The organism is Nocardia sp. NPDC003269 (genome assembly GCF_042888005.1).
Taxonomy (GTDB): Bacteria; Actinomycetota; Actinomycetes; order Mycobacteriales; family Mycobacteriaceae; genus Nocardia.
The window spans coordinates 1,708,009-1,731,279 of the sequence record NZ_JBIAPA010000003.1; the positions used below are offsets into that span (position 1 = coordinate 1,708,009).

Consider the following 23,271-nt stretch of genomic DNA (forward strand, 5'->3'; position numbering starts at 1 on the left):
CCTTGACAGGAATATTCTCATCAAGGAATACTTCTGTGCATGGACGAGATCGCCGCAGCTCTGGGCGACGGCGCGCGGTGGCGCATCGTCGAACTCCTCGCCGAACGACCCCGCTCGGTGGGAGAACTGGCCGAGCTGACCGGTCTGCGGCAGCCGCAGACCACCAAGCACCTCCAGACGCTGGCCCGCGCGGGTCTCGTCACCGTGTTCCCGCTCGGGCAGCGGCGCGTCTACGCGCTCGAGGCCGGGCCGCTCACCGGGCTCGAACGGGCGCTGCGCCTGCTCGTCGAGACCGCCGAGGCGAACGCCGACGAGCGCGACGTGGTCGAGCGCTACCGCGCGGCCATCGACGCGGAAACCGCGGTCGCCGAACGGGATCGGTGGGCCGACGGCCGCACCTTCACCTTCGATCGCACCCTGGCCGCACCCCGCGAGGTCGTCTGGCGGCACTGGGTCGAGGCCGACCTGCTGGGCTCGTGGCTGGCCCCGCCCTCGATGACGATCACCGACTGCGCGCTCGAACCGAGGCCGGGCGGTCGCGCCGTCCTCGACTATCGCGACCCCGAAGGCCGCCGCTACCGCTCGGCGGGAAAGGTCGGCGCCGCAACCGAACCCGAGCACCTCGCCTTCGACCTCGCGGTCCTCGACGAATCCGGGGCGGTGTCGTTCACCGGCCACTACGACCTGACGCTCGACCCCGGCCGCGACGGCACCCGGCTGCGGCTCGGGCTGACCATCACCGACACCTCCGTCGAGGCCGTCCCGTACATCGCGGGAATCGGCACCGGCTGGGGCCAGGTGCTCGACAATCTCGCCGCCCGGATCGGCGGCACCGCGACGAAGGAAGCACAGTCATGACCGAACGCACCGTGACCGCCAATCTCGCCCTCACCCTCGACGGGCGCTATCACGGACCCGGCGGCCCCACCGACGCGGCGGCGATCGTGCGCTACGCGACCACCGAGGTCGCGCGCGAGCACCTCTCCCGCCTCTGGGCCGACGCGACGACGGCGGTGCTCGGCCGCCGCAACGCCGAGGGCTTCCTCGCCTACTGGCCCACCGTCGCCGCGGACGAGGCCGCCGACCCCCGCAATCGCGCCTACGCGAAGTGGCTGGCCGACACCGACAAGGTGGTCTTCTCGACCACGCTCACCGACGCGCCGTGGGAGCGGACCCGGCTGGTGAACGCGCCCGCGGCCGACGTGATCGCCGAACTGAAGACCGCAGGCACCGGCGACATCCTGGTCAACTCCAGCCCGAGCGTCATCGTGGACCTGCTGGCGGCCGACCTGATCGACCGGCTGTACCTGCTGATCTGCCCCGAGATCGCCGGTGGCGGCGCACGGCTGTTCGACGACGGCCTGCCCGGCACCCGGTGGACCGTCACCCACCACGCGGTGGGCGAACTCGGCGAGGTCGCGCTCGTCTACGACCGGGTGCGCTGACCGCTCGACAGCGCGCCCACGCCGAGATCACGCAGAGCCGCGATCAGGAACTCGTCGACGGCGTCGGTGCGTTCCAGCTGCACCAGGTGACCCGCACCCGGCACCTTCACCACCGCACGCAGATCCGGGACGTTCGCGCGCAGCACGGCCAGCGGGTCACGGCCGCTGAACCCCTCCATGTCCGGGTCGTTCTCGCCGTAGAGGAAGTAGGTGGGCACCGGCACCTGGGCGCCGGCGAAGGCTTCGGTGAGCGCCCAGTTGCGGTCGAGATTGCGGTACCAGTTCAGGCCGCCGGTGAAGCCGGTGCGATCGAACTCCGCTGCCAGGGTGTCGAATTCGGCCTCGCTCAGCCAGGACCAGGGCAGCTCGGGGGCCTGCGGCAGGACATCGAGGTAGCCGAGGCCCGGCGGGTTCTTCCAGGTGTCGAGGTAGTGGTAGTCGCCGGAGAGCGAGTAGTAGACCCTGGCCAGGAATTCGCGGGAACGCGCGGCCAGTTCGGCGTCGGCCACGCCCGGCTCCTGGAAGTAGGCCAGGTGCAGGAAGTGCCGCTGCGCGGCCTTGGTCCAGTACTCCGACGGCGCGCGCGGCGGACGTGGCGAGAACGGATTGTTCAGGACGGCAACGGCATCCACGCGCTCGGGCGCCCGCAGTGCCAGCTCCCATACGAGCTGGGCGCCGAAGTCGAGGCCGACGAAGACGGCCTTCTCCGCGCCGATGTCGTCGAGCAGCGCCAGCAGATCACCGACCACCGCCGCGTTGGTGTAGGCCGCGGCATCGGCGGGCGCGTCGGTGCGGCCGTAGCCGCGCAGGTCCGGGGCGATGGCCCGGAAGCCCGCGCCCGCCACCGCCGCGAGCTGGCGGTGCCACACGAAACCGGTGTGCGGGAATCCGTGACAGAAGACGACCGGATACCCCTGCCCCCGCTCGGTGACGTGCATCCGGACGCCGCCGGTGTCCAGGAATCGATGGGTCAGCTCCACTACCGTCTCCGTTTCTAGAACGTGTTCCTCTTTTGACGGTAGAGTCTGGAGGCCATGAGCGGAACACCCAAGATTCTCGCCGGCCGGGTCGCGGTGGTGACCGGCGCCAGCCGTGGCATCGGCAAGGGCATCGCCCAGGAACTGGGCGCGGCCGGGGCCACCGTGTATGTGACCGGCCGCACCACCACCGCGGGCAGGCTGCCCGGCACCGTGCACGCGACCGCCGAGGAGATCACCGCGCTGGGCGGCCACGGCGTGGCCGTCGTCTGCGATCACGCCGACGACGCGGCGGTCGAGAAGCTCTTCGCCCAGGTGCGCGACGAGCAGGGCAGACTCGACGTGCTGGTGAACAACGTCTACAACTCCCCCGCCGCGGCACGCTGGCTCGGCCGCAAGTTCTGGGACGTCCCGCCGAAGGCCTGGGACGAGACCTTCGACATCGGCGTCCGCTCGCACTACGTGGCCAGCGTGTTCGCCGCGCCGCTGCTGATCGAGTCGGCGGGGCTGATCGTCAACGTCTCCTCCCCAGGCTCCCAGCGGTATATGCACAATGCCGTCTACGGCGTCGCCAAGACCGCGCTGGACCGGCTCACCGCCGACCTGGCCCACGACCTGCTCGGCACCGGCGCGACCGCGGTCTCGATCTGGCCCGGCATCGTGGACACCGAACTGCTGCAGATGGTTCCGGCCGACGAGAACGGACGCCGCGAGGTGACCCTGCCCGGCGAGGGCACCTTCGACCTCAACGCCGCCGAGACCCCGCGTTTCCCCGGTCGCGCGGTCGTCGCGCTGGCCGCCGACCCCGCTCGGCTGACCCGCGGCGGCGGCGCGTGGAAGGTCGCCGACCTCGCGGTCGAGTACGGATTCACCGACGTCGACGGCCGGATTCCGCGGGCCGATTGAGCGGGGAAATCAGCCCTGGATTTAGGTGAGACAGTGCGTTACATTCAAATCAGGGAGAGTCGGCTCGACGGCGATCCCTGTGACGATGGAGAGAAACAATGACGTTCTCGAAGACCGCTGCCGCCGATCCGGACTACGCCGACACCCTGCTCACGCTGTCGGAGGGGTCGGTCCACCGCAGATTCGACCCCTTCCTCGATATCGACTGGGACGCACCGGAATTCGCGATCGACCGGGACGACCCGCGCTGGGTGCTCTCGGCCGAGCTCGATCCGCTGGGCGCCACCGCGTGGTACCAGTCGCTGCCGCTCGAGCGCCGCATCGAGATCGGCCGCTGGCGCCAGGCCAATGCCGCCAAGGTCGGGCTGGCCTTCGAGTCCATCCTCATCCGCGGGATGATGCAATACGCGATGGCGCTGCCCAACGGGTCGCCCGAGTTCCGGTACTGCCTCCACGAGATGACCGAGGAGTGCAACCACATCCAGATGTTCCAGGAACTGGTCAACCGCATCGGCGACGACGTGCCGGGCATGCGGCCACTGTTCCGGGTCGCCTCGCCGTTCATCGGCGTCGCGGGCGGCTACTTCTGGGCCATCCTGTTCATCGGCATCCTCGGCGGCGAGGAGCCGATCGACCACTATCAGAAGGCGCTGATCCGGTCCGGCAACGCGACCCAGCCGACGCTGCTGCGGATCATGGAGATCCACATCGCCGAGGAAGCCCGGCACATCTCCTTCGCCAACGAGTTCCTGCGCAACCACCTCGCGCGGATGAATCCGGTGAGCACCGCGGTCTGCGCCGTGGCCTTCCCGATCGCCATGCGCTGGCTGGCCGACGAACTGGTCAAGCCGTCGAAGTCGTTCGCCACCAAGTTCGATATCCCGGACGAGGTGTTCAAGGACGCCTTCTGGCGCAGCCCGGCCTCGCGCAAGATCCTCAGCGGATTCTTCGGCGACATGCGCGCCCTGGCCGGCGAGCTCGGCCTGCTGAACCCGGTGACCAGGCCGCTGTGGAAGCTGCTGAAGATCGACGGCGGCCAGGCCCGCTACCGCAGCGAGCCCGACCGCCGCCCCGCCTAAGCGCGGTAGCCGTCGGTACCCGCGCGGGACATGACGATCGTCGGGACCACCGCGCGGGCGGACAGCCGCAGCAGCGAGTCGACCATCTCGACGACGTCGTTCACCGCGAGCATCCGCTCGGGCGGGATCCGGTCGTGGATCCAGGCGCTCATATCGGTGTCGACATAGGCGGGCGCGATGGCGGTGGCGGTGACCCCGTTGCCGGACTCCTCGGCATTGAGCGTGGCGAGCAGCGAGATCATCGCCGCCTTGGCCGCGCCGTAGACCGCCAGGCCCGCTTCGGCGTACACGCCCGTGATCGAGGACAGCGCGACGACTTTCGCGCCGTGGGCCGGATCGGCGGCGGCCGCCGCGCGCAGCATCGGCAACGCGCCCTGGACGAGTTGCAATGGAGCGCGCACATTCACCGCGACGGTCTTGTCGAAGCGCTTCATCGAGGAGTCGGCGAGCGCGCCCGCGGTGCCGACACCGGCATTGAGGATCAGCGCGGCCAGGGTCGCGTACCGGTCGGCGTGCTCGGCGAGCAGGCGGGCGATGCCGTCCTCGTCGGCCATGTCGGCGGCGACGGCGACCACCTCGGGGGCACCTAGCGCCCGCAGATCGGTGGCGACCGCGTTCAGCCGGTCGGCGTCCCTGGCGGTGATGGTCAGCGAATACCCCTGCTGGGCAAGCCGGTTCGCGATCCCGAGGCCGATACCCCGGGACGCTCCGGTGATCAGGGCGGACTTGCTCGCGGTCACTTCCGGTGTCCTTCCAGTGCGCGCAGGCCGGCGGCCATGAACTCCGGGGTGGCCTCCGCGGCGCGCTCGGCGGCGTCGCCCGCGCCGGAACCGCGCAGCGCCCGGTGGGTGATGCCCTCGCCGATCACGCCGAGTTTGAAGTTGGCCAGCGCCAGGTAGAAGCCCCAGTCGCCGAGGTCGCGACCGGAGGCAGTGGCGTAGGACTGGGCGAGCGCGTCGGCGGTGGGCATGCGGTCGCTGGTCCACGCGGCCGACGAGCCGAGCACCAGGTCGAAGATCGGCGACCGGTACACGCACATCAGCGCGACATCGGTGAGCGGGTCGCCCAGGGTCGACATCTCCCAGTCCACGACCGCACGCACCCGGCCCGGGTCGGCGGCGTCGAGGATGGTGTTGTCGATGCGGAAGTCGCCGTGCACGATCGAGGCCGCCGAAGTGCTCGGCACCGCCTCGGCCAGCGCCGCGTGCAGCACTGCCACGTCGGCCAGCTCGCGGGTCTTCACCCGATCCCATTGGGACGCCCACAGATTCACCTGGCGTTCGACGAAGCCGGCGGGCCTGCCAAACGTGCCGAGACCCACCGCCGCCGGGTCGACGGCGTGCAGGCGGGCCAGCACGTCGACCAGTTCGGTCGCGCTCGCGGCGACCTGCTCGTCGGTGAGGGCGGCGAGGTCCTCCTGGTCGCGGACCACGCGGCCGTCGACGTACTCGACGACGGTCATCGGCGCGCCGAGGGCGGTGCCCTGCTCGTCGAAGGCGACCGTGCGCGCGACCGGCACCGCCGAATCCTGGAGCGCGTCGGTGACGGTGAACTCGCGCGCCATATCGTGCGCGGACGGGGTGAGCCCGGCGACCGGCGGACGCCGCACCACCCAGGTCGACACGTCGTCGGCGGCCGTGAACGTCAGGTTCGAGCGCCCGCCGCTGATCAGTTCCACGCGCAGTTCACCGCGCACCGGCACGCCGCTGTCGCGCAGGAACCGCGCCAGCGCCGCGACATCCATTCCGGGCAGGCTCATTCGGCATCCTTGTGCGCTCGCTTGGCCGCGCTCACCGCGCGTTTGGCGATGGCCCAGCGGTGCACCTCGGAGGGACCGTCGTAGATCCGGAACGGCCGGACCTCCCGCGAGAGCCGCGCCAGCGGCAGGTCCGCCGCGACACCGAGACCGCCGCACATCTGCATGCTGCGGTCGATGATCCGGAAGATCGCCTCGGCGGCGAAGGTCTTCGCGATGGAGGTCGCGTTCGCCGCGGACTCGCCGCGATCGAGTTCCCAGCAGGCACGGGTGAGCAGCGCGCGGGTCGCCGCGATGTCGATCTCGTTGTCGGCGATCATCTGCTGGATCATGCCGAGATCGCCTAGGCGCGCACCGAATCCGCGCCGCTGGGCCACCCGGTCCACCGCTACGTCGTGGCCGCGGCGCGCGGCGCCGAGCCAGCGCATCACGTGCGTCATCCGGGCCGGGCCGAGCCGCACCTGGGCGTACTCGAAGCCACGGTCGACCGCGCCGAGCACCGCCGAATCCGGGACGAGCAGGTCCTCGAAGAACACCTCGCAGTGGCCGCCGAGCATCGATCGGTCCAGGGTGTCGATATGCCTGCCGACCCGGAGGCCGGGGGTGTCGGCGGGAGCGAGGAACATCGTCGCGCCACCACGATCGCCGGGTTCACCCGAGGTCCGGGCCATGATGATGAAGAAACCGGCGCCGTCGGCGCCGGTGATGAACCACTTGTGGCCGGTGATGCGCCAGCCGCCCTCGGCGCGCACCGCGCGGGTGGCCAGGGCCGAGGGGTCCGAGCCTGCGCCGGGCGCGGGCTCGGTCATCGCGAACGCCGAACGGACCTCGCCGCGCGCGAGCGGCGCCAGGTACTGCTGCTTCTGTTCCGGGTCGGCGATGTGGGCGAGCATGTGCACATTGCCCTCGTCGGGGGCCGCGATGTTCAGGGCCGTCGGACCGAACAGGGAGTAGCCCGCCTCCTCGAAGATCGGCGCGCGGTCGGACATGCCGAGGCCGTGGCCGCCGAATTCGATCGGCGCGTGCGGGGCGAACACCCCGGCCGCGCGGGCCTCGCGCTGCAGGTCGACGCGCAGTGCCTCGCCACCGGCGGCGGTGATGTCGCCGTCGTGCGCGTCCTCGAGCGGGAGGACCCGGTCGCGGATGAAGGCGCGGGTGCGCTCGGCCAGACGCTGCACCTCGGGCGGCTGGGACAGGTCGATCGCCACGGATCCACTCCTCGACTCACTTGGCCGAACGTTCGCTCGGCACCGGACGCCTACGACAGTGACACGACCCGATAACTGCTGTCAATCGACGGATTCCCTCGGGGCACTATGTTCAGATATTCTGAACACCATGAACACATCGAACGGTGAGCTCGGCGCCCGCCTGCGCGCGGCGAGGACCGCGGCGGGCCTGTCGTTGCGGGAGACCGCCCGCCGGATCGAGGTCAGCGCCGCCACGCTCAGCGCGATCGAGACCGGCAAGACCGGCGTCTCGGTCCCGCGCCTGCGATCGCTGGCCACCGAACTCGGCACCACGACCCAGTGGCTGATCGGCGAGCCCGCGGCGCGGGCCCCGGAACCCCGGCCGCGCGGTACCGCCCCGGACCAGGACGCCCGCGCGTGGCGCGAATTCCCGCCACTGGACATCGATCCGGTGCTCGCGGCCGCGATCGACTCCTTCGTCGAGACCGGCTATCACGGCGCCACCATGCGCTCGATCGCGCAGCGCGCCGGCATGAGCGTGCCCGGCGTGTACCACCACTACCGCGACAAGCAGGCCCTGCTCGTGCGCGCGCTCGACCTGACCATGGACGAGCTGCACTGGCGGGTCGACGCGGCCCGCCGGGAGGCGGGCACCGGCCGCGACCGGGTCACGCGGGTCGTCGAGGCGCTGGCGCTGTTCCACACCCACCGGCGCGAACTCGCCTTCATCGGCGCCAGCGAGATGCGCAGTCTCGAACCGGCCGACCGGCGCCGGATCACGATCTCCCGCAACGAGATCCAGTATCTGCTCGACGCCGACATCGACAGCGCGCTCACCGAGCAGCAGCGGAGTACCGAACACGCGCGCGCCGCCGGGCGCGCGATCGCGACCATGTGCACGGCCCTGCCGCAGTGGTTCCGCCTCGACGGTCCGGCCACACCCGAACAGATCGCCACCGACTACGCCGACTTCGCCCTCGGCGTCCTGGGCATCCCCCGCTGACGGTGCGGCCCGCCCCGAAAACTCTCGGGGCGGGCCCTTCCCCATGCACCATGCGGCGCCGCCACGTCGCACGGCACGGTCCATCGTAGACGGGACGAGCTGATCTCTCCCGCAACCACACCCGGACGACCGCGGACAACATCGTGGAGCCCGATCGCCTACGGCGCGACCGGTTCCGGGCGCAGGGCGGCGAACCAGGCGAGGTAGTCGGCGGTGACGGTGCGCAGGCGGGTCACCGGCCAGTCGGCGGGATGGAGGTCGGCCGGGAGGACGGGGTCGGTGGTGAGGTGGTCGAGACCGGCGCAGACGGCGGCGAATCTGGCGGTGGGGTCGGCGGTGTCGATGGCGGCCAGCAGGCCGTGGGCGCGGGCGGACCAGTCGGCCAGCGGCCAGAGGCGAGCGGCGAGGTCGTCGGGCTCCTCGACCGGGCGGGTGCGCAGGCGGAAGGTGGTGTCGTCGAGGTCCGCGGGCCAGGCGCGGTCCAGGTTGGCCGGGCGCATCCAGACGCCCTCGCGCAGTTCGGCCAGGCGCAGCGACAGCAGGCGCGCGCGCAGCGCGGCGCGGTCGGCGGCGGGGCGGCCGGTGGCGGTGACGACGACCTGCTCCCAGTCGCCGGTCCACGGGAGCGTGGCCGGCGCGGCGAGCTCGGTGCGGCGGGCGCGCAGCGCGGGGACGAGAGTGTAGGCACGGTTCTCCCGCACCAGGTCACCGGCGGCGACCATGCGGGACACGGCGACGCGGACGGTCGCCTCGGGGTAGCCGACGGTGGTGGTGGCGGCACAGATCTCGCGTGAGGTCATCGTCGGCGAATCGGCGGCGATGAGAATCCGGACCAGCGCCGAGCGGGCCGATACCGGGCGGACCTCGGTATCGGGGCCGGTCACAGGGGGTTGCACGGATCGAGTCTACATATTTCACTATTGCCACGGCCATCTCAGATATGTAACGTTGCCGGATATCAGCCGCCTCTCCGGCGTCGCCGACGACAAGGAGCCTCGCCCATGACCACTACCCACCCGCTCGCCGGGCGCACGATGATCATGTCCGGCGGCAGCCGCGGCATCGGGCTGGCGATCGCGGTCGCCGCCGCGCGCCAGGGCGCCAATATCGTGCTGCTGGCCAAGACCGATGTCCCGGATCCGCGTCTGCCGGGCACCATCCACACCGCGGCCGCCGAGATCGAGGAAGCGGGCGGTCAGGCGCTGGCCGTGGTGGGCGATGTCCGCGACGAGGCCTCGGTGGCCAATGCGGTCGGCCAGGCGGTGGAGCGGTTCGGCGGCATCGACTACTGCGTCAACAACGCCTCGGCGATCGCGCTGGCGTCCACCGAGGAACTGCCGATCAAGCGCTTCGACCTCATGCAGCAGATCCAGCTGCGCGGCACCTACCTGCTCTCCAGCGCCTGCCTGCCGCACCTGCGCAACAGCGAGAACGCGCACATCCTGAGCCTGTCGCCGCCGCTGAACATGGCCCCGCACTGGCTCGGCGGGCATCCGGCCTACATGGTCGCCAAGTACGGGATGTCGCTGCTCACGCTCGGCTGGGCCGCCGAATACGCCGAGCACGGTGTCGCCGCCAACTGCCTGTGGCCGCAGACGCTGATCGCGACCGCCGCGGTGCAGAACCTGCTCGGCGGCGACGAGGCCATCGCCAAGGCCCGCACCCCGGAGATCGTGGCCGACGCCGCCGTCGCCATCCTCGGCCGCGACGCGCGCACCACCACCGGCAACACCTTCCTCGACGTCGACGTGCTGGCGGCCGAGGGCATCACAGACCTGTCCGGCTACGGCGGCTCGGGCACCCTCGAGTACGACATCTTCGTCGACCCGCCGCAGGCCTGACACCGTGCGCTGGATCAGCTCGCCGCCACCGCGGTGCGCTGATCCAGCGACACACCCGTGGCCGATCGGCGATAGCTGTTCGACACCGTCCGGCGGCGGAATTGTGACCAGCCCGCGTCCCTTTTGCCCGGTTACAGTGGAGAGGGTGCAGATCGACGTGACGCCGCTGCCCGGGGTCGGGGTACGCAAGGATTTCGCGGTGCGCAAGAGCGGGCGCCGCATCGGCGTGGTCGAGCACCGCGACGGCGCGATCGATCTGATCGTCGGCAAGCCGGGCAATCCCGATGTCACCGAGCAGATCGCGTTGTCGGCGGCGGAGGCGGCGGCCCTGGCCAGCCTGCTCGGCGCGCCACGGGTGGTCGCCCAGCTCGAGGCCGAGCATCGCGAGTTCGACGGCGTGCGCACCCGGCAGTTCCCGCTCGCGGCGCACTCGCCCTACGACGGCCGCACACTCGGTGACACCCGGATGCGCACCCGCACCAAGGCGTCGATCGTGGCGGTGATGCGGGCCGGCGCGGTACTCGCCTCCCCCGGACCGGAATTCGCCTTCGTCGCGGGCGACGTCCTCATCGTGGTCGGGTCCGCGGACAGCCTGACAGCCGCCGCGCAGCTCCTGCACGACGGCTGACCGGGGGTGAACCTAGTGGCGGTGCAGAGATCGCACCGTCGCCGCGCCCCACAGGGCCAGCCACGCCGCGGCGGCCATGTAGAGGACGTAGGCCAGCACGACCAGCTCGGGGCCGTAGCTGCCCGCCCACTCCCCCAGGCGCAGCAGCGCGACGATACCCAGGCCGAGCAGGAGCAGGCCGAGGATCAAGCCGGGCATTCCCAACGGGCCGAGCGACGATTCGGTGGGCCTGGGCGCGGTGACGCGACCATCACGGCCGGTAACTGACAGATTGCTGTTCGATTCGAAGTACATGCTGCTCATCAGCATGAGCCCCCTTCCGGGTGGCCGTCCCGACACGGCCGGTTGCTGATCCATACCGGATCTTTCGAGGCCCGCTACGCCGGAGCGGACGGACAGGGCGAATGTGACGGAAGGTCGGCGTCGACCTCGCCGTTGATCACAAACGGTTAACGTTCAGCAATTACGAGCGTGCCACTCCCGGTAGCCGAATGACAGGCGATGTGATCTGCATCACATAGAACATGCGTGCGACACGGGTCGATAACGCACGTTACATATCCGGCAAACACCCCCCGGAACTGGCAAAACCCGTGCACAACTGGACATTTGCTCAATATGCCGACAAGCCTGTGATTTACCGAACCGTTACGGCCCTGACGTGCGAAAACGCGCCGTGAGCAAACTGCGACACCACCGCTACCCGCATCGAGACCTCGCCCGGGCACCGACCGGACCGAACCCCGGCGCGCACCGGAACCGACACGCCCGGAACGGTTTTCGGGTATCACCGACAGGGAAAGCATGCCGACCCGCCGTCGTTCTCCTACGATGGGCGGCGGCACACACCGGTAACAGCGTGAGGGGTCGTCGACGATGAGCGACAACGCGAATGTGATCGACCAGTCGAGTCCGAGCATCGCCCGGGTCTACGACTATCTGCTCGGCGGCAAGGACAACTACGAGGTCGACCGCGCGATCGGCGACCACTTCAAGCTCAACCTGCCCGGTTCGGTGGCGATCGCGTTCACCAACCGGCAGGCCCTCACCCGGGCGGTCCGCGAGATGGCCGAGGCGGGCCTGACCCAGTTCCTCGACTTCGGCAGCGGCCTGCCCACCGCCGACAACGTGCACCAGGTCGCCCAGCGGGTGAACCCCGACGCGCGCGTGGTCTATGTCGACAACGACCCGATCGTGCTCGCCCACGGCCGCGCGCTGCTGGCGACCAACGAGAACACCACCGTCGTGCACGCCGATGTGCGCGATTCCGTCGGCATCCGCGCCAACGAGGAGGTGAACCGGCTCATCGATTTCGACAAGCCGGTCGCCCTGATCTTCAGCGCCATCCTGCACCACCTCAACGACGACGAGGACCCGCGCGCGGTCGTGCAGTACTGGACCGAGCAGATCCCGGTCGGCAGCAGCGTGTTCATCTCGCACTTCCGCTCCGGCGACAACGCCGAGACCATCGAGGCCGAAGCCAAGCTGCAATCCACCTTCGGCCGTGGCCGCTGGCGCACCGACGCGGAGATCGTCGCGCTGTTCGGCGATCTGCGACTGCAGGAGCCCGGCGTCGCCGCGGCCGCCCGCTGGCACCAGAACGTGCCCGACGACGACGATTCGGCGCGCATCGGCTCGCCCGATCGGGAGCTCTCGGTGTGGGAGGAACTCATCGTCGCGGCCATCGCCGACAAGCGTTAGGGCGGTTCGTCCGGGTCGCCTGACCCCGGTGAAATTCGGGCCACGACATCTCGTCTGTTCGCACGGGTGAACGCGTCACGTTCCGCTATCTTGTGCATCTAGTTTTCTCGATGCTGCTGGATCGTTCGTGTCGCTTCGCCGCAATCACGTGCCGCGTGAGATCCACGCCTCGTGTTTTCGGCGACCCTCATCAGACGAAGGACGCCGGTCACCATGCCCGCACCCGTTATCCTCCACGGCCGCATCGCACGGCTGGAACCCCTGGCACCCCACCATGTTCCCGGCTTGGCCGCGGCCTCGGTCGCGCTCGGTCCGGCCGGGTTCACCATCGTCCCGCAGGGCGAGCAGGAGGCCCGCACCTACGTCTTCCAGGCCGAGTCCGCCCAGCTGGCCGGCACCACCCTGGCCTTCGCCATCGTCACCGTGGCCGACGACTGCGTGGTCGGGGCCACCCGGTTCACCCGGCTCGACTACTGGCAGGGCCCGCTGAGCTGGCCGCTGGCCGCCGAGCCCGTCACCGCGCTGCCCGGCGGGGCGATCCCCGACGCCGTCGAGATCGGCAACACCTGGCTGACGCCCGCGGTGCGCGGCGGCGTGGTGAACCTCGAGTGCAAACTGCTGATGCTGACCCACGCCTTCGACGGCTGGGGCGTGCGCCGGGTGACCCTGCGCGCCGACGCCCGCAACCTGCGCTCCCGCGCCGCGATCGAACGGCTCGGCGCGGTGAGCGACGGTGTGCGCCGGGCACATTCGCGCGGGCTCGACGGCGCGGTGCGCGACACCGCGTTCTATTCGATCCTGCACGACGAGTGGGCGGGCGTGCGGCTGCGGATCACCGAGCAGCTCGCCGCCCGCACCGTGCTGCCGCGGGCCCCGCTGATCCCGGCCACCGCCGAGGCGTTGCGCCCCTTGGCCTCTCCGATCGGCTGACAGCTCAGACCCGGACGGACTCGATCCGCTCGGTGATGATCTCGGCCAGCTCTCGCGGACGCTCCTCGGGCAGCCAGTGCGAGGCGCCGTCCAGCACGACCAGCCGGTAGTCGCCGGTGACGTAGTTCCCGGTGAGCTCGGCGCCGCGGCGGGCCAGCGCCGTATCCCCGGAGCTCCAGACATGGGTCACCGGCACCTGGACCGGCGCCGAGATGGCCCGCTGGCCGAGCAGGATCATCGCCCGGTACCAGTTCAACCCGCCGGTGAGCGCGCCGGTGTCGACGATCTCGCGGTGCACCCGGGCGATCATCTCCGGTGTCATGCCGGTGCCGGCCAGCGCGCGGTCGAGAATCCCGGGCCGCGCGTGCAGCAACCGCTCGGGGAGCACCGGGATCTGGAACAACCCCATGTAGTACGAGCGGGCGAGCTGGTCGCTGCCGAGCAGTGAACGGCGGAACGCGGCGGGGTGCGGCACCGACATCGTCACCAGGGAGCGCACCAGGTCGGGCCGCGCGGCGGCGACCGACCAGGCGACCATCGCACCCCAGTCGTGGCCGACCAGATGGACGGGCCCACGGTCGATCTCGCGGATCAGCGCGAGGATGTCGTCGACCAGTTCGGTGATCCGGTAGGCGAAGCGGCCGCGCGGCCGGGCGCCCGGCGAGTAGCCGCGCTGATTCGGGGCGATGGTGCGGTAGCCGCGGGCGGCGAGCAGCGGGGCGAGTTCCCCGAACGAACTCGCGGTCTGCGGAAAACCGTGCAGCGCCAGGACGACCGGGCCGTCGATCGGACCGGAGTCCACCACGTCGAAGCGCAGTCCCACCCGGGTGTAGGAGGTCAGTCGGTTGCTCAAGGGACCCTCCGGTCGATCGACGGCCTAATTGACTGATGGGTAAATTACCTGTGGTTCAGTTGCCCGTCAATCATCTGGTCAGCGGCCGGTGCCGCCGTGCACGACGGCGACTTCGGTGCCGCCGAGATCGAAGGCCCGGTGCAGCACGCGCACCGCCGCGTCCAGGTCGGTGTCGCGGACCAGCACCGAGATCCGGATCTGCGAGGTGGCGATCAGATCGAGATTGATCCCCGCCTCGGCCAGCGCCTCACAGAACGTCGCGGTGACCCCGGGATGGTTCTTCATCCCCGCGCCGATCAGCGACACCTTGCCGACGCGGTCGTCGTAGCGCACATCGGTGAAACCGATATCGGCGCGACGTTCCCGCAGCAGGGCCACCGCGCGGGCGCCGTCGGCGGCGGGCAGCGTGAAGGTGATGTCGGTGCGGCCGGTGCCGGTGTTCTGCACGACCATGTCGATGGGGATCTCGGCGTCGGCGACCGCGCGGAACACCTGGGCCGCGTAGCCGGGTTCGTCGGGCAGGCCGACGACGGTCACCTTCGCCTCGCTGCGGTCGTGCGCGACGCCGGTGAGCACCGCCTGAGCGGCGGGGATGTCGGCCATCGAGCCGAACACGGTGGTGCCGATCGCGTCGGTGTAGGACGAGCGCACGTGCACCGGAACGTGATAGCGGCGGGCGTATTCCACGCACCGCAGCATCAGCACCTTCGAGCCGCAGGCCGCCATCTCGAGCATCTCCTCGTAGGAGATCTGGTCGAGTTTCTGCGCGTCGGGCACGATCCGCGGATCGGCGGTGAACACGCCGTCGACGTCGGTGTAGATCTCGCAGACATCGGCGTGCAGAGCCGCGGCCAGGGCGACGGCGGTGGTGTCGGATCCGCCACGCCCGAGGGTGGTGACGTCGCGGCTGTCCTGGCTGACGCCCTGGAATCCGGCCACGAGCACCACCTCGCCGTCGTCGAGAGCGCGCCGGACCCGATCGGGGTCGACCTCGATGATCTTGGCGTTGCCGTGCGCGCCGGTGGTGATCACCCCCGCCTGCGAGCCCGTCAGCGACCTGGCCTCCGCGCCGAGGGCGTGAATCGCCATGGCCACCAGCGCGTTCGAGATGCGCTCACCGGAGGTGAGCAGCATGTCCATCTCGCGCGGCGGCGGCGCGGGCGCCACCTGGCCCGCCAGGTCCAGCAGTTCGTCGGTGGTGTCGCCCATGGCGGAGCACACCACCACCACGTCGTGACCCTGCTTCTTCGTCTCCACGATCCGCTCGGCGACCCGCCGGATCCGCTCGGCGCTCGCCACCGACGATCCGCCGAATTTCTGCACAACCAGGGCCATTCCTCGTCCTCTCCCCTGCTCGCCCGCGTGCGACCCGCGGGTGACCCCTCCGAGTATTCCGGCATTTCTGGCACGGCTGTCCTGTTTCGTGGTGAAAACGGCTGCCGCCGAGTCGATCCGGCCGCGATACTGACTGGGCGGGGGCGGCGGCCACGGCGTTCGTTCCCGGCTCGGCAGTTCTCGGCGGTGAGGCGAATTCCCATGACCAATCAGCTCTTTCGTTCCCCACGCGGCTCGTTCGGGGTCGCCGTTCTCGGCACCGGCGCACTCGCCGCCGAGGTCGTGCGGATCATCCGTGACACGGGCGGGGACTTGCGGGAACGCGCCGGTGCGGAGCTGGTGCTCGCCGGGCCCGCGGAGCTGGTGGTGGACGCGACCGAGCACGTCGGCGCGGTGACGGCGGTGCTCGACGCGCTGCGCGCGGGACGGTCGGTGATCACCGCGAACACCGCGCTGATCGCCGAGCACGGGCACCGGCTGGCCGCGGCCGCCGAGCAGCACGGCGCCGATCTGTGCTTCGAAGCGGCGGTGGCGGGCGGGGTTCCGGTGGTCCGGCCGCTGACCCAGTCGCTCTCGGGTGACCGGGTGAACCAGGTGCTGGGGGTCTTCCCCGCCGAGCACAGCAGGCACGCGGCCGCGCAGGCGGCGATCCTGGCGACCCTGGCCTTCCACACCCGGGTGGAGGTCGGCGACGTGCACTTCGAGGAGTCCGGGCCCGCGGCGGCCGCCGACCTCGCCGCCGCGGCGGCGCTGGGTCTGCGCCTGCGCACCCTCACCGTCTGCACCAGGATCGCCGAAGACGGTGGCAAGGAACAGATCTCGGTCCGTGTCCACCCCGCGCTGCTCCCGGTGACCGATCCGCTCGCCCGGGTCGAGGCGCCGTCGAGCGCGGTCGCCGTCGACGCCGAGGGCGCGGGCAGGCTGATGTTCTCCGGCGACGCCGCCACCACCGCGACGGCGTCGGCCCTGCTCGGCGACCTCATCACCGCCGCCCGCAACCGCGTCCACGGCGGCCGCGCCCCCCGCGCCTCGCACTACGCCCAGCTCCCCATCGCTCCCCTCGGCGACACCCCCACCCGCTACTACCTCAACCTGCGCGTCACCGACCACGCCGGCGCCCTGGCCCAGGTCGCCGCCGTCTTCGCCGACAACGGCGTGAGCATCGCGCGCGTCCGCCAGGAACACCACGGCCCCGACGCCCACCTGATCATCCTCACCCACCGCGCCCGCGAGTCGGCCGTCACCGACACGATCGACGCCCTCACCGACGCCCCCTGCGTCCGCGAGGTATCGACCCGCTGGCGCATCGAGGGCACCGACGACTAGCCGCGTCGTGCCCGCTACTCCCCGCGCCGGGCCTCGGTCGGTTCGTAGCGGCGGGTGAAGTCCAGGATGCTCGCGGTGACCTGCTTCGGGATCTGGTGGAAGATGCCGTGGCCCGCGCCGGGGTAGATCTCGGTTTCGCAGGTGGGGACGTTGTCGCGCAGGCGTCCGGCGGCGATGGTCGCGTCGGCGGCGATCGATTCCGAGCCGAACAGGCCGAGGGTCGGCACGGTGATCGTCGCCAGCCGCTCGTCGGTGAACAGCCGGGGGTAGCCGATCGTGGGGATGTAGCCCAACGCGGCTTTCACACCGGCGAATTCGGCGTCGGACAGGGTGACACCGGGGTTCATCCAGGCGTTCAGCTTGCGGAGGTTCTTGTCGGTCGGGCGCGCGCCCACGGTGATCATCTTCCACAGCACGCCCCAGCGGATCTTCGCCAAGGTGCCGCCGGGTTCGATCACCGTCAGGCTCGCCAGCCGTGGCGCGCCGCCCGCCGCGATCGCCATCGCCTCCCAGCCGCCTTGCGAATACCCGACCAGATGCACCCGGTCGACGCCGAGACCGTCGAGCAGCTCCGTGAACCACGCGCCGAACCGTGTTTCGTCGATCGGCGCGGTCTGGACGCTGAGACCGGGCGTGCCCAGGAATTCGGGCGCGTGGACGACCCGATCGCGCGCCAGATCCTCGATCACGTGGTTCCAGGACAGGCTGTTTCCGCCGAGCGAGTGCAGCAGCACGAGCGGCACGCCGTCGCCGCGACCGAAGGTGCGGACCCGGGTGGTGCCGAAGGTCGTCGGCACGTCGACGGTGGTCGACGGAATCGGCTGCGCCTTCTCCAGCTCCCGATAGGCCCGCAGGTACTCCTCGCGCGCCTTGTCGTTCTTGAACCGCCCGATCTTGGCCATGACCACCCCTCTACTTCGTTGGTGATATTACCGTACCACAAAGATGGTATGGGCGTACCATCAAGAACCGGAGGGGACGAGCTGGAGCAGAAGGAGGCGGGCGTGCCACGGTTGGCCGATCACGAGGAACGGCGCCGGTCCATCACCGGCGCCGCGCGGCGCGTCATCGCCAGGGGCGGGCTCGATGCCGCGACATTCCAATCGGTCGCCGCCGAGGCCGGGGTCTCGGTGCGGTCGGTGCAGTACTACTTCGGCACCAAGAGGGAGTTCCTGCTCGCGACACATCGTGCGGTCGTCGCGGACTCGGGCGCCCGGCTGCACCGGGCCCTGACCGCACTCGGCCCGGAAGCGGGCCCGCGCGACGTCGTCCGCACGGTGCTGATGGGTCTGCTGCCGCTCGACGACGCCAGCAGACAGGATGCCGTCCTGCTCGGCATCTTCCACGCGGCCACGCTCACCGGACCCGATCTCGAATCCGCCGATACCGCTGACACGCCCACCTACATCATCGACGCGGTCGCCGCCCAGCTCCGGCAGCTCCGTGGGCCCGCGGCGGCGGAGCCGACGATCCGCGCGGATGCCGAGGTCGTCCTGCTCACGATCGCCGGTTTGGCCCAGGGCATGCTCACCGACCACGGCATGGCCGCGCGCGCACCACAACTCGTCGAGCATCTGCTCGACCGGGTGGTCGACGCCTGAGCTCGACTCGCCGCGGCGAGGGCCGCTACAGGCTGAAGGCGATCGCGCGCAGGACCAGCACGGCGATGAACACCAGGGTGAAGGCCAGGTCGATGCCGAGCCCGCCCATCCGGACCGGCGGCAGGATCCGCCGCACCGGCGCGATCACCGGTTCGGTCGCGGCATGGGTGACCTGCCGCGCCTTCCCCACCCAGTCCGGACCCTTCCCCGCCACCGCCAGCCAGTCCAGCACCATGCGCGCGAGCAACACGAACATGAACACCGTCAGCGCGTAGCCGACCACGGTTCCGATGAGACTCATGACGCACTCCTTAGGAAGCCGCACAGGGCCTCGTACCCCGATCAACGCGCCAGCCCGCGCCGAAGTGTCCCACCCCGATCGTTCTCAGCCGATTATCAGCCCTCCACCGCACCGGACCGCGCAGGCGCGTCCGGTGTCGGGAAGGGCGCGTTCACGCCTCGACCAACCGCTCGCCGGAATCGCGTCGCTCACGCGGTCGCGGCGACACCGCGCGTGCGGGCGACCACCCGCAGTGCCGCCGCGAGCAGCACGAGCGCGGTCGGCACTGCGTACCAGGCGTTCTCGGGGATGCGCCCGCCGTTGGTCACCAGGAACAACAGCCAGAGGAACCAGGATCCGACGGTCTGGATCAGCTGCCAGCGGGCAGCACCCAGCCCGGCCACGATCCGGTCGAAGGAGGTGACGGTGAGGATCGCGATGGCGACATAGCCGAGGCCGCCGCCGATGATCGAGCCCGCGTCGGTCAGCGTGGCGAAGGTCGACGGGTCGGTGGTCGCCAGCGTGATGATGGCAGCGAGATGGACGCCGTGCGACATCGCGAACGACAGGCCGAGGTAGCGCCGGTTGCGGGCGAGCCAGCGGGTCGGCTCGCCCGGCCGGAGCGCGAGCAGCGACGAGGCGACGAACGCGGAGAGGAACAGCGCCAGTGAGGTTCTGGCGGTCGCGCGGATGATCATCCGGTAGCCGTCGGTATCGACACCGACCGACGCCAGGATCACCAGCGCCATCGCGCCGACGGCCACCGTCATGGCGCCGAAGACGCGCCAACGTTCGAAACGCCCCGGCTGGACCGTGCTCACCGACGTCATCTCATGCCCCTCCCCCACGCACCCTGCGAACATCGGGGCGCACAGTCACAGCATAGGACCGCACGGGGAACGGGAGGGCAGCAGTGCGACGAACTGCACTGTCGCCCAACAGGTCCGGAGATGCCGCGAGCCCCGGGTCGGTCGACCCGGGGCTCGCGTGGTGACGCGCTACTTCTTGCGTTCCTTCTTCTCGCGCACGCGCACCGAGATGCGCACGGGCGAACCGTCGAAACCGAACTCCTCGCGCAGGCGGCGCTCCAGGAAGCGGCGGTAGCCCGCCTCCAGGAAGCCGGTGGTGAACAGCACGAACGTCGGCGGGCGGGTGCTCGCCTGGGTGGCGAACAGGACGCGGGGCTGGCGGCCGCCGCGCATCGGCGGCGGGGTGGCCGCGATGACTTCCTTGAGCCAGGTGTTCAGGCGGCCGGTGGAGATGCGCTTGTCCCAGGACTCGAGCGCGGTCTCCATCTGCGGCACCAGCTTGGCCACGGCGCGGCCGGTGTGGGCGGAGATGTTGACCCGCTGGGCCCACGGCACCCGCACCAGATCGCGGTCGATCTCGCGCTCGAGCATGTAGCGGCGGTCCTCGTCGACCAGGTCCCACTTGTTGAACGCCAGCACCAGCGCGCGACCGGAGTCGGCGACCAGGCTGATGACGCGCAGGTCCTGCTCGGTGATCGGCACCGAGGCGTCGATCAGCATGATCGCGACCTCGGAGGCCTCCAGCGCCGACTTGGTGCGCAGCGAGGCGTAGAACTCGGTGCCCGAGGCGTTGGACACCTTGCGGCGCAGACCGGCGGTGTCGACGAACTTCCAGACCTTGCCGCCCAATTCGACCAGCGAGTCGACCGGGTCGACCGTGGTGCCCGCCACGTCGTGGACAACCGAACGCTCGTCGCCCGACAGCTTGTTCAGCAGACTGGACTTGCCGACGTTCGGCTTGCCGACCAGCGCAACGCGCCGCGGTCCGGCGGCGCCGGTGCCCTCGCGCGGGGTCTCGGGCAGCGCGCCGAGCACGTCGTCGAGCAGATCGCCGGTGCCACGGCCGTGCGAGGCCGAGACCATGCGCGGCTCACCGAGACCCAGCGACCACAGGCTGGCGGCCTCGAGTTCGACCTTCTGGTCGTCGACCTTGTTGGCCACCAGGATCACCGGGATCTTGGAGCGGCGCAGCTTGCGCACCGCGGCCTCGTCGGTGGCCGTGGCTCCGACTGTCGCGTCGACGACGAGCAGGATCGCGTCGGCGGTCGCCATCGCGACCTCGGCCTGGCGGGCCACATGCTGCTGCAGACCCTTGGCGTCGGGCTCCCAGCCGCCGGTGTCCTGCACCAGGAATCGGCGGCCTGCCCAGCTGGCCTCGTAGGAGATGCGGTCGCGGGTGACGCCGGGGATGTCCTCGACGACGGCCTCACGGCGGCCGAGGATGCGGTTCACCAGGGTCGACTTGCCCACGTTCGGGCGGCCGACGACGGCGACCGTCGGCATCGCGAGATGCTCGTCGCCTTCGTGCTCGCCTTCGAGATCGGCGATCTCCCAATCGGATTCGTCGGACCAGGTGCCGTCTCCGACCAGAACCTCTTCGTCGATCATCGCGACCCTCCTGTCGTGGCCGAAAGCTGCTGGGCCACCACGCGGTAGAGCTCGTCGATGGTCTCGTCCATCGTCAGGTCGCTGGTGTCGACGAGCACCGCGTCGGCTGCGGGGCGCAGCGGCGACACCGTGCGGGTGGAGTCGAGGGTGTCGCGGCGCTGCACGTCGGCCAGCACGGCCGTGTAGTCGTCGCCGCGGCCCTCGCGAATGTTCTGGGCATTGCGCCGCTGGGCGCGGGCCTCCGCGGAGGCGGTGAGGTAGATCTTGGCGTCGGCGCCGGTGAGCACGACGGTGCCGATATCGCGGCCCTCCACCACGATGCGCCCGGACACCGCCGCGATCTCGCGCTGCAGGGCGACGAGCTGCTCGCGCACCTGCGCCACCGCGGACACGGCGGAGACGGCCTTGGTGACGGCGTCGCCGCGGATCTCGGCGGAGACGTCCTCACCGTCGAGCTCGATCACCTCGCGGCTGGGGTCGGTGCCGATCGACAGCGGCAGCGCCGCAACGGTTTCCGCGATCGCGTCGGCATCGGCCAGGTCGACCCCGGCGCGCAGCACGCGCAGCGTCGCGACCCGGTACATGGCGCCGGTGTCGAGGTAGCGGGCACCCAGGCGGGCGGCCAGCCGACGCGACACACTGGACTTGCCGGTACCCGACGGGCCGTCCATCGCGACGACGAGCGTGCCGTCACCGGTCATCCGGTCGCCGGCGAACTCCACCGGGAAATCCACTCCGTTCACAGCTGCACCGCCTCGTAGAGTTTGCCGATCTCGTCGCGGCCGAGCACGCGCAGCGTGCCGGGACGCTGGTCGCCCAGCGCCACCGGGCCGATGTGGGTACGCACCAGCCGGATCACCGGGTGGCCGACCTCGTCGAGCAGCCTACGCACGATGTGCTTGCGGCCCTCGTGCAACACGAGCTTGACCAGCGAGCGGCCCTCGTAAGCCTCGAGCAGCATGAACTTGTCGACCTTGGCCGGGCCGTCCTCGAGCTCGACGCCCTCGCGCAGCCGCTTGCCCACCAGGCGGTAGTTGACCTCGCCGTTGACGGTGGCCAGGTAGGTCTTGGGCACCTCGAAGGAGGGGTGCATCAGGCGATGCGCCATCTCGCCGTCGTTGGTGAGCAGCAGCAGGCCCTCGGTGTCGGCGTCGAGGCGGCCGACGTGGAACAGCCGCTGCCCGGCGGCGATCCGCTCGGCGACGATGTCGCCGACGCAGGGGCGGCCCAGGTCGTCGGACATGGTGGACTGCCAGCCCTTGGGCTTGTTCAGCACCAGGTGCACGAGTTCGTCGCGGACCACGACGCGGGTGCCGTCGACGCGCACGACCGCGTTCTCCGGATCGACGCGCAGACCCTGCTCACGCACGATCTTGCCGTCGACCTCGACGCGACCGGCGGCGATCATGTCCTCGGCCGCGCGGCGCGAGGCCACCCCGGCCTTGGCGAGCACCTTCTGCAACCGCTCACCCTCGCCCCAGGGCAGCTTCTTCGGGCCCTCGGTGTTCTCGGCGTGCTGGTGGCGGGCCGGCTTGGCGTTGTTCAGGATCGTCGGCGCGACGACCTTGCGCTGCGGCTTGGCCGACTTGGTCTTGCGCACGGGCGCCTGCGAGGTCGCGGGGCGGGCGGTGCTGCCCGCGCGCTGCGTGCCACGCGGCTGGTAGCCACCCTCACGACGGTCGTCGCCGCCGCGCTGGTACCCGCCGCGACGGTCGTCGCCGCCACGGTCGTAGCCGCCACGCCGATCGTCGGTCGCGCCGCGCTGGTAGCCGCGTCCCGTCGATCCGCGCCGGTCGTCGGCGCCGCGGGTGAAGCCACCCGAGGAACTGCGGCGGCCGGTCGACTCACCGCGCTCGTATCCGCCGGTGCCGCGGCTGCCCGACTGCCCGGTGCGCGCGGTGCCGCCGCGGGTTCCCGCGGTCCGGTTCGCGCCGCTACGGGGCTGGTCGCTGCGTTTTCTTCGGTCCGGTGTGCCATCTCGGCGAGCGGAAGTATTCATCTGT

Annotated in this window: 25 protein-coding genes; 11 read left to right on the top strand and 14 right to left on the bottom strand. The window is 70.7% G+C overall.

Annotation, left to right across the window (positions count from 1 at the left end; genetic code table 11):
- The first annotated feature begins 39 nt into the window (after nucleotides 1–39).
- Complete coding sequence (locus ACFYWJ_RS27915; RefSeq protein WP_355281088.1) at nucleotides 40–858, top strand: metalloregulator ArsR/SmtB family transcription factor; 819 nt, start codon at nucleotides 40–42, stop codon at nucleotides 856–858.
- Nucleotides 855–1,445 carry a dihydrofolate reductase family protein gene (locus tag ACFYWJ_RS27920; RefSeq protein WP_355281086.1) on the top strand — a complete coding sequence of 197 codons (591 nt, stop codon included), beginning with the start codon at nucleotides 855–857 and terminating at the stop codon, nucleotides 1,443–1,445. Before ACFYWJ_RS27915 ends, ACFYWJ_RS27920 begins: the two co-directional genes overlap by 4 nt.
- Here ACFYWJ_RS27920 and ACFYWJ_RS27925 read toward each other — a convergent pair.
- Nucleotides 1,427–2,425, bottom strand: coding sequence for an alpha/beta hydrolase (locus ACFYWJ_RS27925; RefSeq protein WP_355281084.1), 999 nt, complete (start codon nucleotides 2,423–2,425; stop codon nucleotides 1,427–1,429). The genes ACFYWJ_RS27920 and ACFYWJ_RS27925 overlap by 19 nt on opposite strands.
- Nucleotides 2,426–2,479: 54 nt before the next feature.
- On the opposite strand from ACFYWJ_RS27925, the gene ACFYWJ_RS27930 reads away from it, so the two are divergent.
- Entirely contained in the window at nucleotides 2,480–3,328 is an 849-nt protein-coding gene (locus ACFYWJ_RS27930; RefSeq protein ID WP_355281083.1) for an SDR family NAD(P)-dependent oxidoreductase, read from the top strand.
- Between the two features lie 98 nt (nucleotides 3,329–3,426).
- Nucleotides 3,427–4,407, top strand: coding sequence for a diiron oxygenase (locus ACFYWJ_RS27935; protein ID WP_355281081.1), 981 nt, complete (start codon nucleotides 3,427–3,429; stop codon nucleotides 4,405–4,407).
- Here the strand turns inward: ACFYWJ_RS27935 and ACFYWJ_RS27940 are convergent.
- Genes ACFYWJ_RS27940 through ACFYWJ_RS27950 form a run of 3 tightly spaced genes read right to left on the bottom strand, consistent with a single transcriptional unit; the run spans nucleotide 4,404 to nucleotide 7,371 of the window.
- Nucleotides 4,404–5,147 carry an SDR family oxidoreductase gene (locus ACFYWJ_RS27940; RefSeq protein WP_355281080.1) on the bottom strand — a complete coding sequence of 248 codons (744 nt, stop codon included), beginning with the start codon at nucleotides 5,145–5,147 and terminating at the stop codon, nucleotides 4,404–4,406. The two genes, ACFYWJ_RS27935 and ACFYWJ_RS27940, sit on opposite strands and share 4 nt — an antisense overlap.
- The gene (locus tag ACFYWJ_RS27945; protein ID WP_355281079.1) at nucleotides 5,144–6,166 is read right to left on the bottom strand and encodes a phosphotransferase family protein; all 1,023 of its coding nucleotides are present in this window, start codon (nucleotides 6,164–6,166) and stop codon (nucleotides 5,144–5,146) included. The genes ACFYWJ_RS27940 and ACFYWJ_RS27945 overlap by 4 nt, the downstream gene beginning before the upstream one ends.
- Complete coding sequence (locus ACFYWJ_RS27950; RefSeq protein ID WP_355281077.1) at nucleotides 6,163–7,371, bottom strand: acyl-CoA dehydrogenase family protein; 1,209 nt, start codon at nucleotides 7,369–7,371, stop codon at nucleotides 6,163–6,165. The genes ACFYWJ_RS27945 and ACFYWJ_RS27950 overlap by 4 nt, the downstream gene beginning before the upstream one ends.
- A gap of 130 nt (nucleotides 7,372–7,501) precedes the next feature.
- On the opposite strand from ACFYWJ_RS27950, the gene ACFYWJ_RS27955 reads away from it, so the two are divergent.
- Nucleotides 7,502–8,356, top strand: a complete 855-nt coding sequence (locus ACFYWJ_RS27955) for a TetR family transcriptional regulator (protein ID WP_355281076.1) — start codon at nucleotides 7,502–7,504, stop codon at nucleotides 8,354–8,356.
- Between the two features lie 158 nt (nucleotides 8,357–8,514).
- Here ACFYWJ_RS27955 and ACFYWJ_RS27960 read toward each other — a convergent pair whose 3' ends face one another.
- Nucleotides 8,515–9,252, bottom strand: a complete 738-nt coding sequence (locus tag ACFYWJ_RS27960) for a PaaX domain-containing protein, C- domain protein (protein WP_355281074.1) — start codon at nucleotides 9,250–9,252, stop codon at nucleotides 8,515–8,517.
- Between the two features lie 105 nt (nucleotides 9,253–9,357).
- Between ACFYWJ_RS27960 and ACFYWJ_RS27965 the strand changes: the two genes are divergently transcribed.
- Together ACFYWJ_RS27965 and ACFYWJ_RS27970 are read left to right on the top strand one after the other, a co-directional pair.
- Nucleotides 9,358–10,197 carry an NAD(P)-dependent oxidoreductase gene (locus ACFYWJ_RS27965; protein WP_355281073.1) on the top strand — a complete coding sequence of 280 codons (840 nt, stop codon included), beginning with the start codon at nucleotides 9,358–9,360 and terminating at the stop codon, nucleotides 10,195–10,197.
- Between the two features lie 145 nt (nucleotides 10,198–10,342).
- The gene (locus ACFYWJ_RS27970; protein ID WP_355281072.1) at nucleotides 10,343–10,825 is read left to right on the top strand and encodes a TrkA C-terminal domain-containing protein; all 483 of its coding nucleotides are present in this window, start codon (nucleotides 10,343–10,345) and stop codon (nucleotides 10,823–10,825) included.
- Between the two features lie 12 nt (nucleotides 10,826–10,837).
- On the opposite strand, the gene ACFYWJ_RS27975 is transcribed toward ACFYWJ_RS27970, so the two are convergent.
- Nucleotides 10,838–11,023, bottom strand: a complete 186-nt coding sequence (locus tag ACFYWJ_RS27975) for a hypothetical protein (RefSeq protein ID WP_355281071.1) — start codon at nucleotides 11,021–11,023, stop codon at nucleotides 10,838–10,840.
- A gap of 678 nt (nucleotides 11,024–11,701) precedes the next feature.
- Here ACFYWJ_RS27975 and ACFYWJ_RS27980 point away from each other — a divergent pair.
- Nucleotides 11,702–12,526 (top strand): SAM-dependent methyltransferase, encoded by an 825-nt coding sequence (locus ACFYWJ_RS27980; RefSeq protein ID WP_355281069.1) that lies wholly within the window; start codon nucleotides 11,702–11,704, stop codon nucleotides 12,524–12,526.
- A gap of 213 nt (nucleotides 12,527–12,739) precedes the next feature.
- A complete protein-coding gene (locus ACFYWJ_RS27985) occupies nucleotides 12,740–13,456 on the top strand; it encodes a GNAT family protein (RefSeq protein WP_355281067.1) in 717 nt (238 codons plus the stop codon).
- Between the two features lie 4 nt (nucleotides 13,457–13,460).
- Here ACFYWJ_RS27985 and ACFYWJ_RS27990 read toward each other — a convergent pair whose 3' ends face one another.
- A complete protein-coding gene (locus tag ACFYWJ_RS27990; RefSeq protein WP_355281065.1) occupies nucleotides 13,461–14,309 on the bottom strand; it encodes an alpha/beta fold hydrolase in 849 nt (282 codons plus the stop codon).
- A gap of 78 nt (nucleotides 14,310–14,387) precedes the next feature.
- Entirely contained in the window at nucleotides 14,388–15,644 is a 1,257-nt protein-coding gene (locus ACFYWJ_RS27995; protein ID WP_355281064.1) for an aspartate kinase, read from the bottom strand.
- A 201-nt stretch (nucleotides 15,645–15,845) separates the two neighbouring features.
- On the opposite strand from ACFYWJ_RS27995, the gene ACFYWJ_RS28000 reads away from it, so the two are divergent.
- The gene (locus tag ACFYWJ_RS28000) at nucleotides 15,846–16,970 is read left to right on the top strand and encodes an ACT domain-containing protein (protein ID WP_355281063.1); all 1,125 of its coding nucleotides are present in this window, start codon (nucleotides 15,846–15,848) and stop codon (nucleotides 16,968–16,970) included.
- A 14-nt stretch (nucleotides 16,971–16,984) separates the two neighbouring features.
- On the opposite strand, the gene ACFYWJ_RS28005 is transcribed toward ACFYWJ_RS28000, so the two are convergent.
- A complete protein-coding gene (locus ACFYWJ_RS28005) occupies nucleotides 16,985–17,872 on the bottom strand; it encodes an alpha/beta fold hydrolase (protein ID WP_355281061.1) in 888 nt (295 codons plus the stop codon).
- Nucleotides 17,873–17,974: 102 nt separating this feature from the next.
- On the opposite strand from ACFYWJ_RS28005, the gene ACFYWJ_RS28010 reads away from it, so the two are divergent.
- On the top strand, nucleotides 17,975–18,571 hold the full coding sequence (locus ACFYWJ_RS28010; protein ID WP_355281059.1) for a TetR/AcrR family transcriptional regulator: 597 nt from the start codon (nucleotides 17,975–17,977) through the stop codon (nucleotides 18,569–18,571).
- 25 nt (nucleotides 18,572–18,596) lie between these two features.
- Here ACFYWJ_RS28010 and ACFYWJ_RS28015 read toward each other — a convergent pair whose 3' ends face one another.
- The 5 genes from ACFYWJ_RS28015 to ACFYWJ_RS28035 all read right to left on the bottom strand — a co-directional run bounded on the left by ACFYWJ_RS28015 (nucleotide 18,597) and on the right by ACFYWJ_RS28035 (nucleotide 23,267).
- On the bottom strand, nucleotides 18,597–18,872 hold the full coding sequence (locus ACFYWJ_RS28015; protein ID WP_355281058.1) for a YggT family protein: 276 nt from the start codon (nucleotides 18,870–18,872) through the stop codon (nucleotides 18,597–18,599).
- Nucleotides 18,873–19,060: 188 nt separating this feature from the next.
- The gene (locus tag ACFYWJ_RS28020) at nucleotides 19,061–19,681 is read right to left on the bottom strand and encodes a hypothetical protein (protein WP_355281056.1); all 621 of its coding nucleotides are present in this window, start codon (nucleotides 19,679–19,681) and stop codon (nucleotides 19,061–19,063) included.
- A 168-nt stretch (nucleotides 19,682–19,849) separates the two neighbouring features.
- Nucleotides 19,850–21,268 (bottom strand): ribosome biogenesis GTPase Der, encoded by a 1,419-nt coding sequence (gene der / locus ACFYWJ_RS28025; protein ID WP_355281055.1) that lies wholly within the window; start codon nucleotides 21,266–21,268, stop codon nucleotides 19,850–19,852.
- The gene (gene cmk, locus ACFYWJ_RS28030) at nucleotides 21,265–21,969 is read right to left on the bottom strand and encodes a (d)CMP kinase (RefSeq protein WP_355281247.1); all 705 of its coding nucleotides are present in this window, start codon (nucleotides 21,967–21,969) and stop codon (nucleotides 21,265–21,267) included. The genes der and cmk overlap by 4 nt, the downstream gene beginning before the upstream one ends.
- Nucleotides 21,970–22,007: 38 nt before the next feature.
- Nucleotides 22,008–23,267, bottom strand: coding sequence for a pseudouridine synthase (locus tag ACFYWJ_RS28035; protein ID WP_355281053.1), 1,260 nt, complete (start codon nucleotides 23,265–23,267; stop codon nucleotides 22,008–22,010).
- Nucleotides 23,268–23,271: the final 4 nt, after the last annotated feature.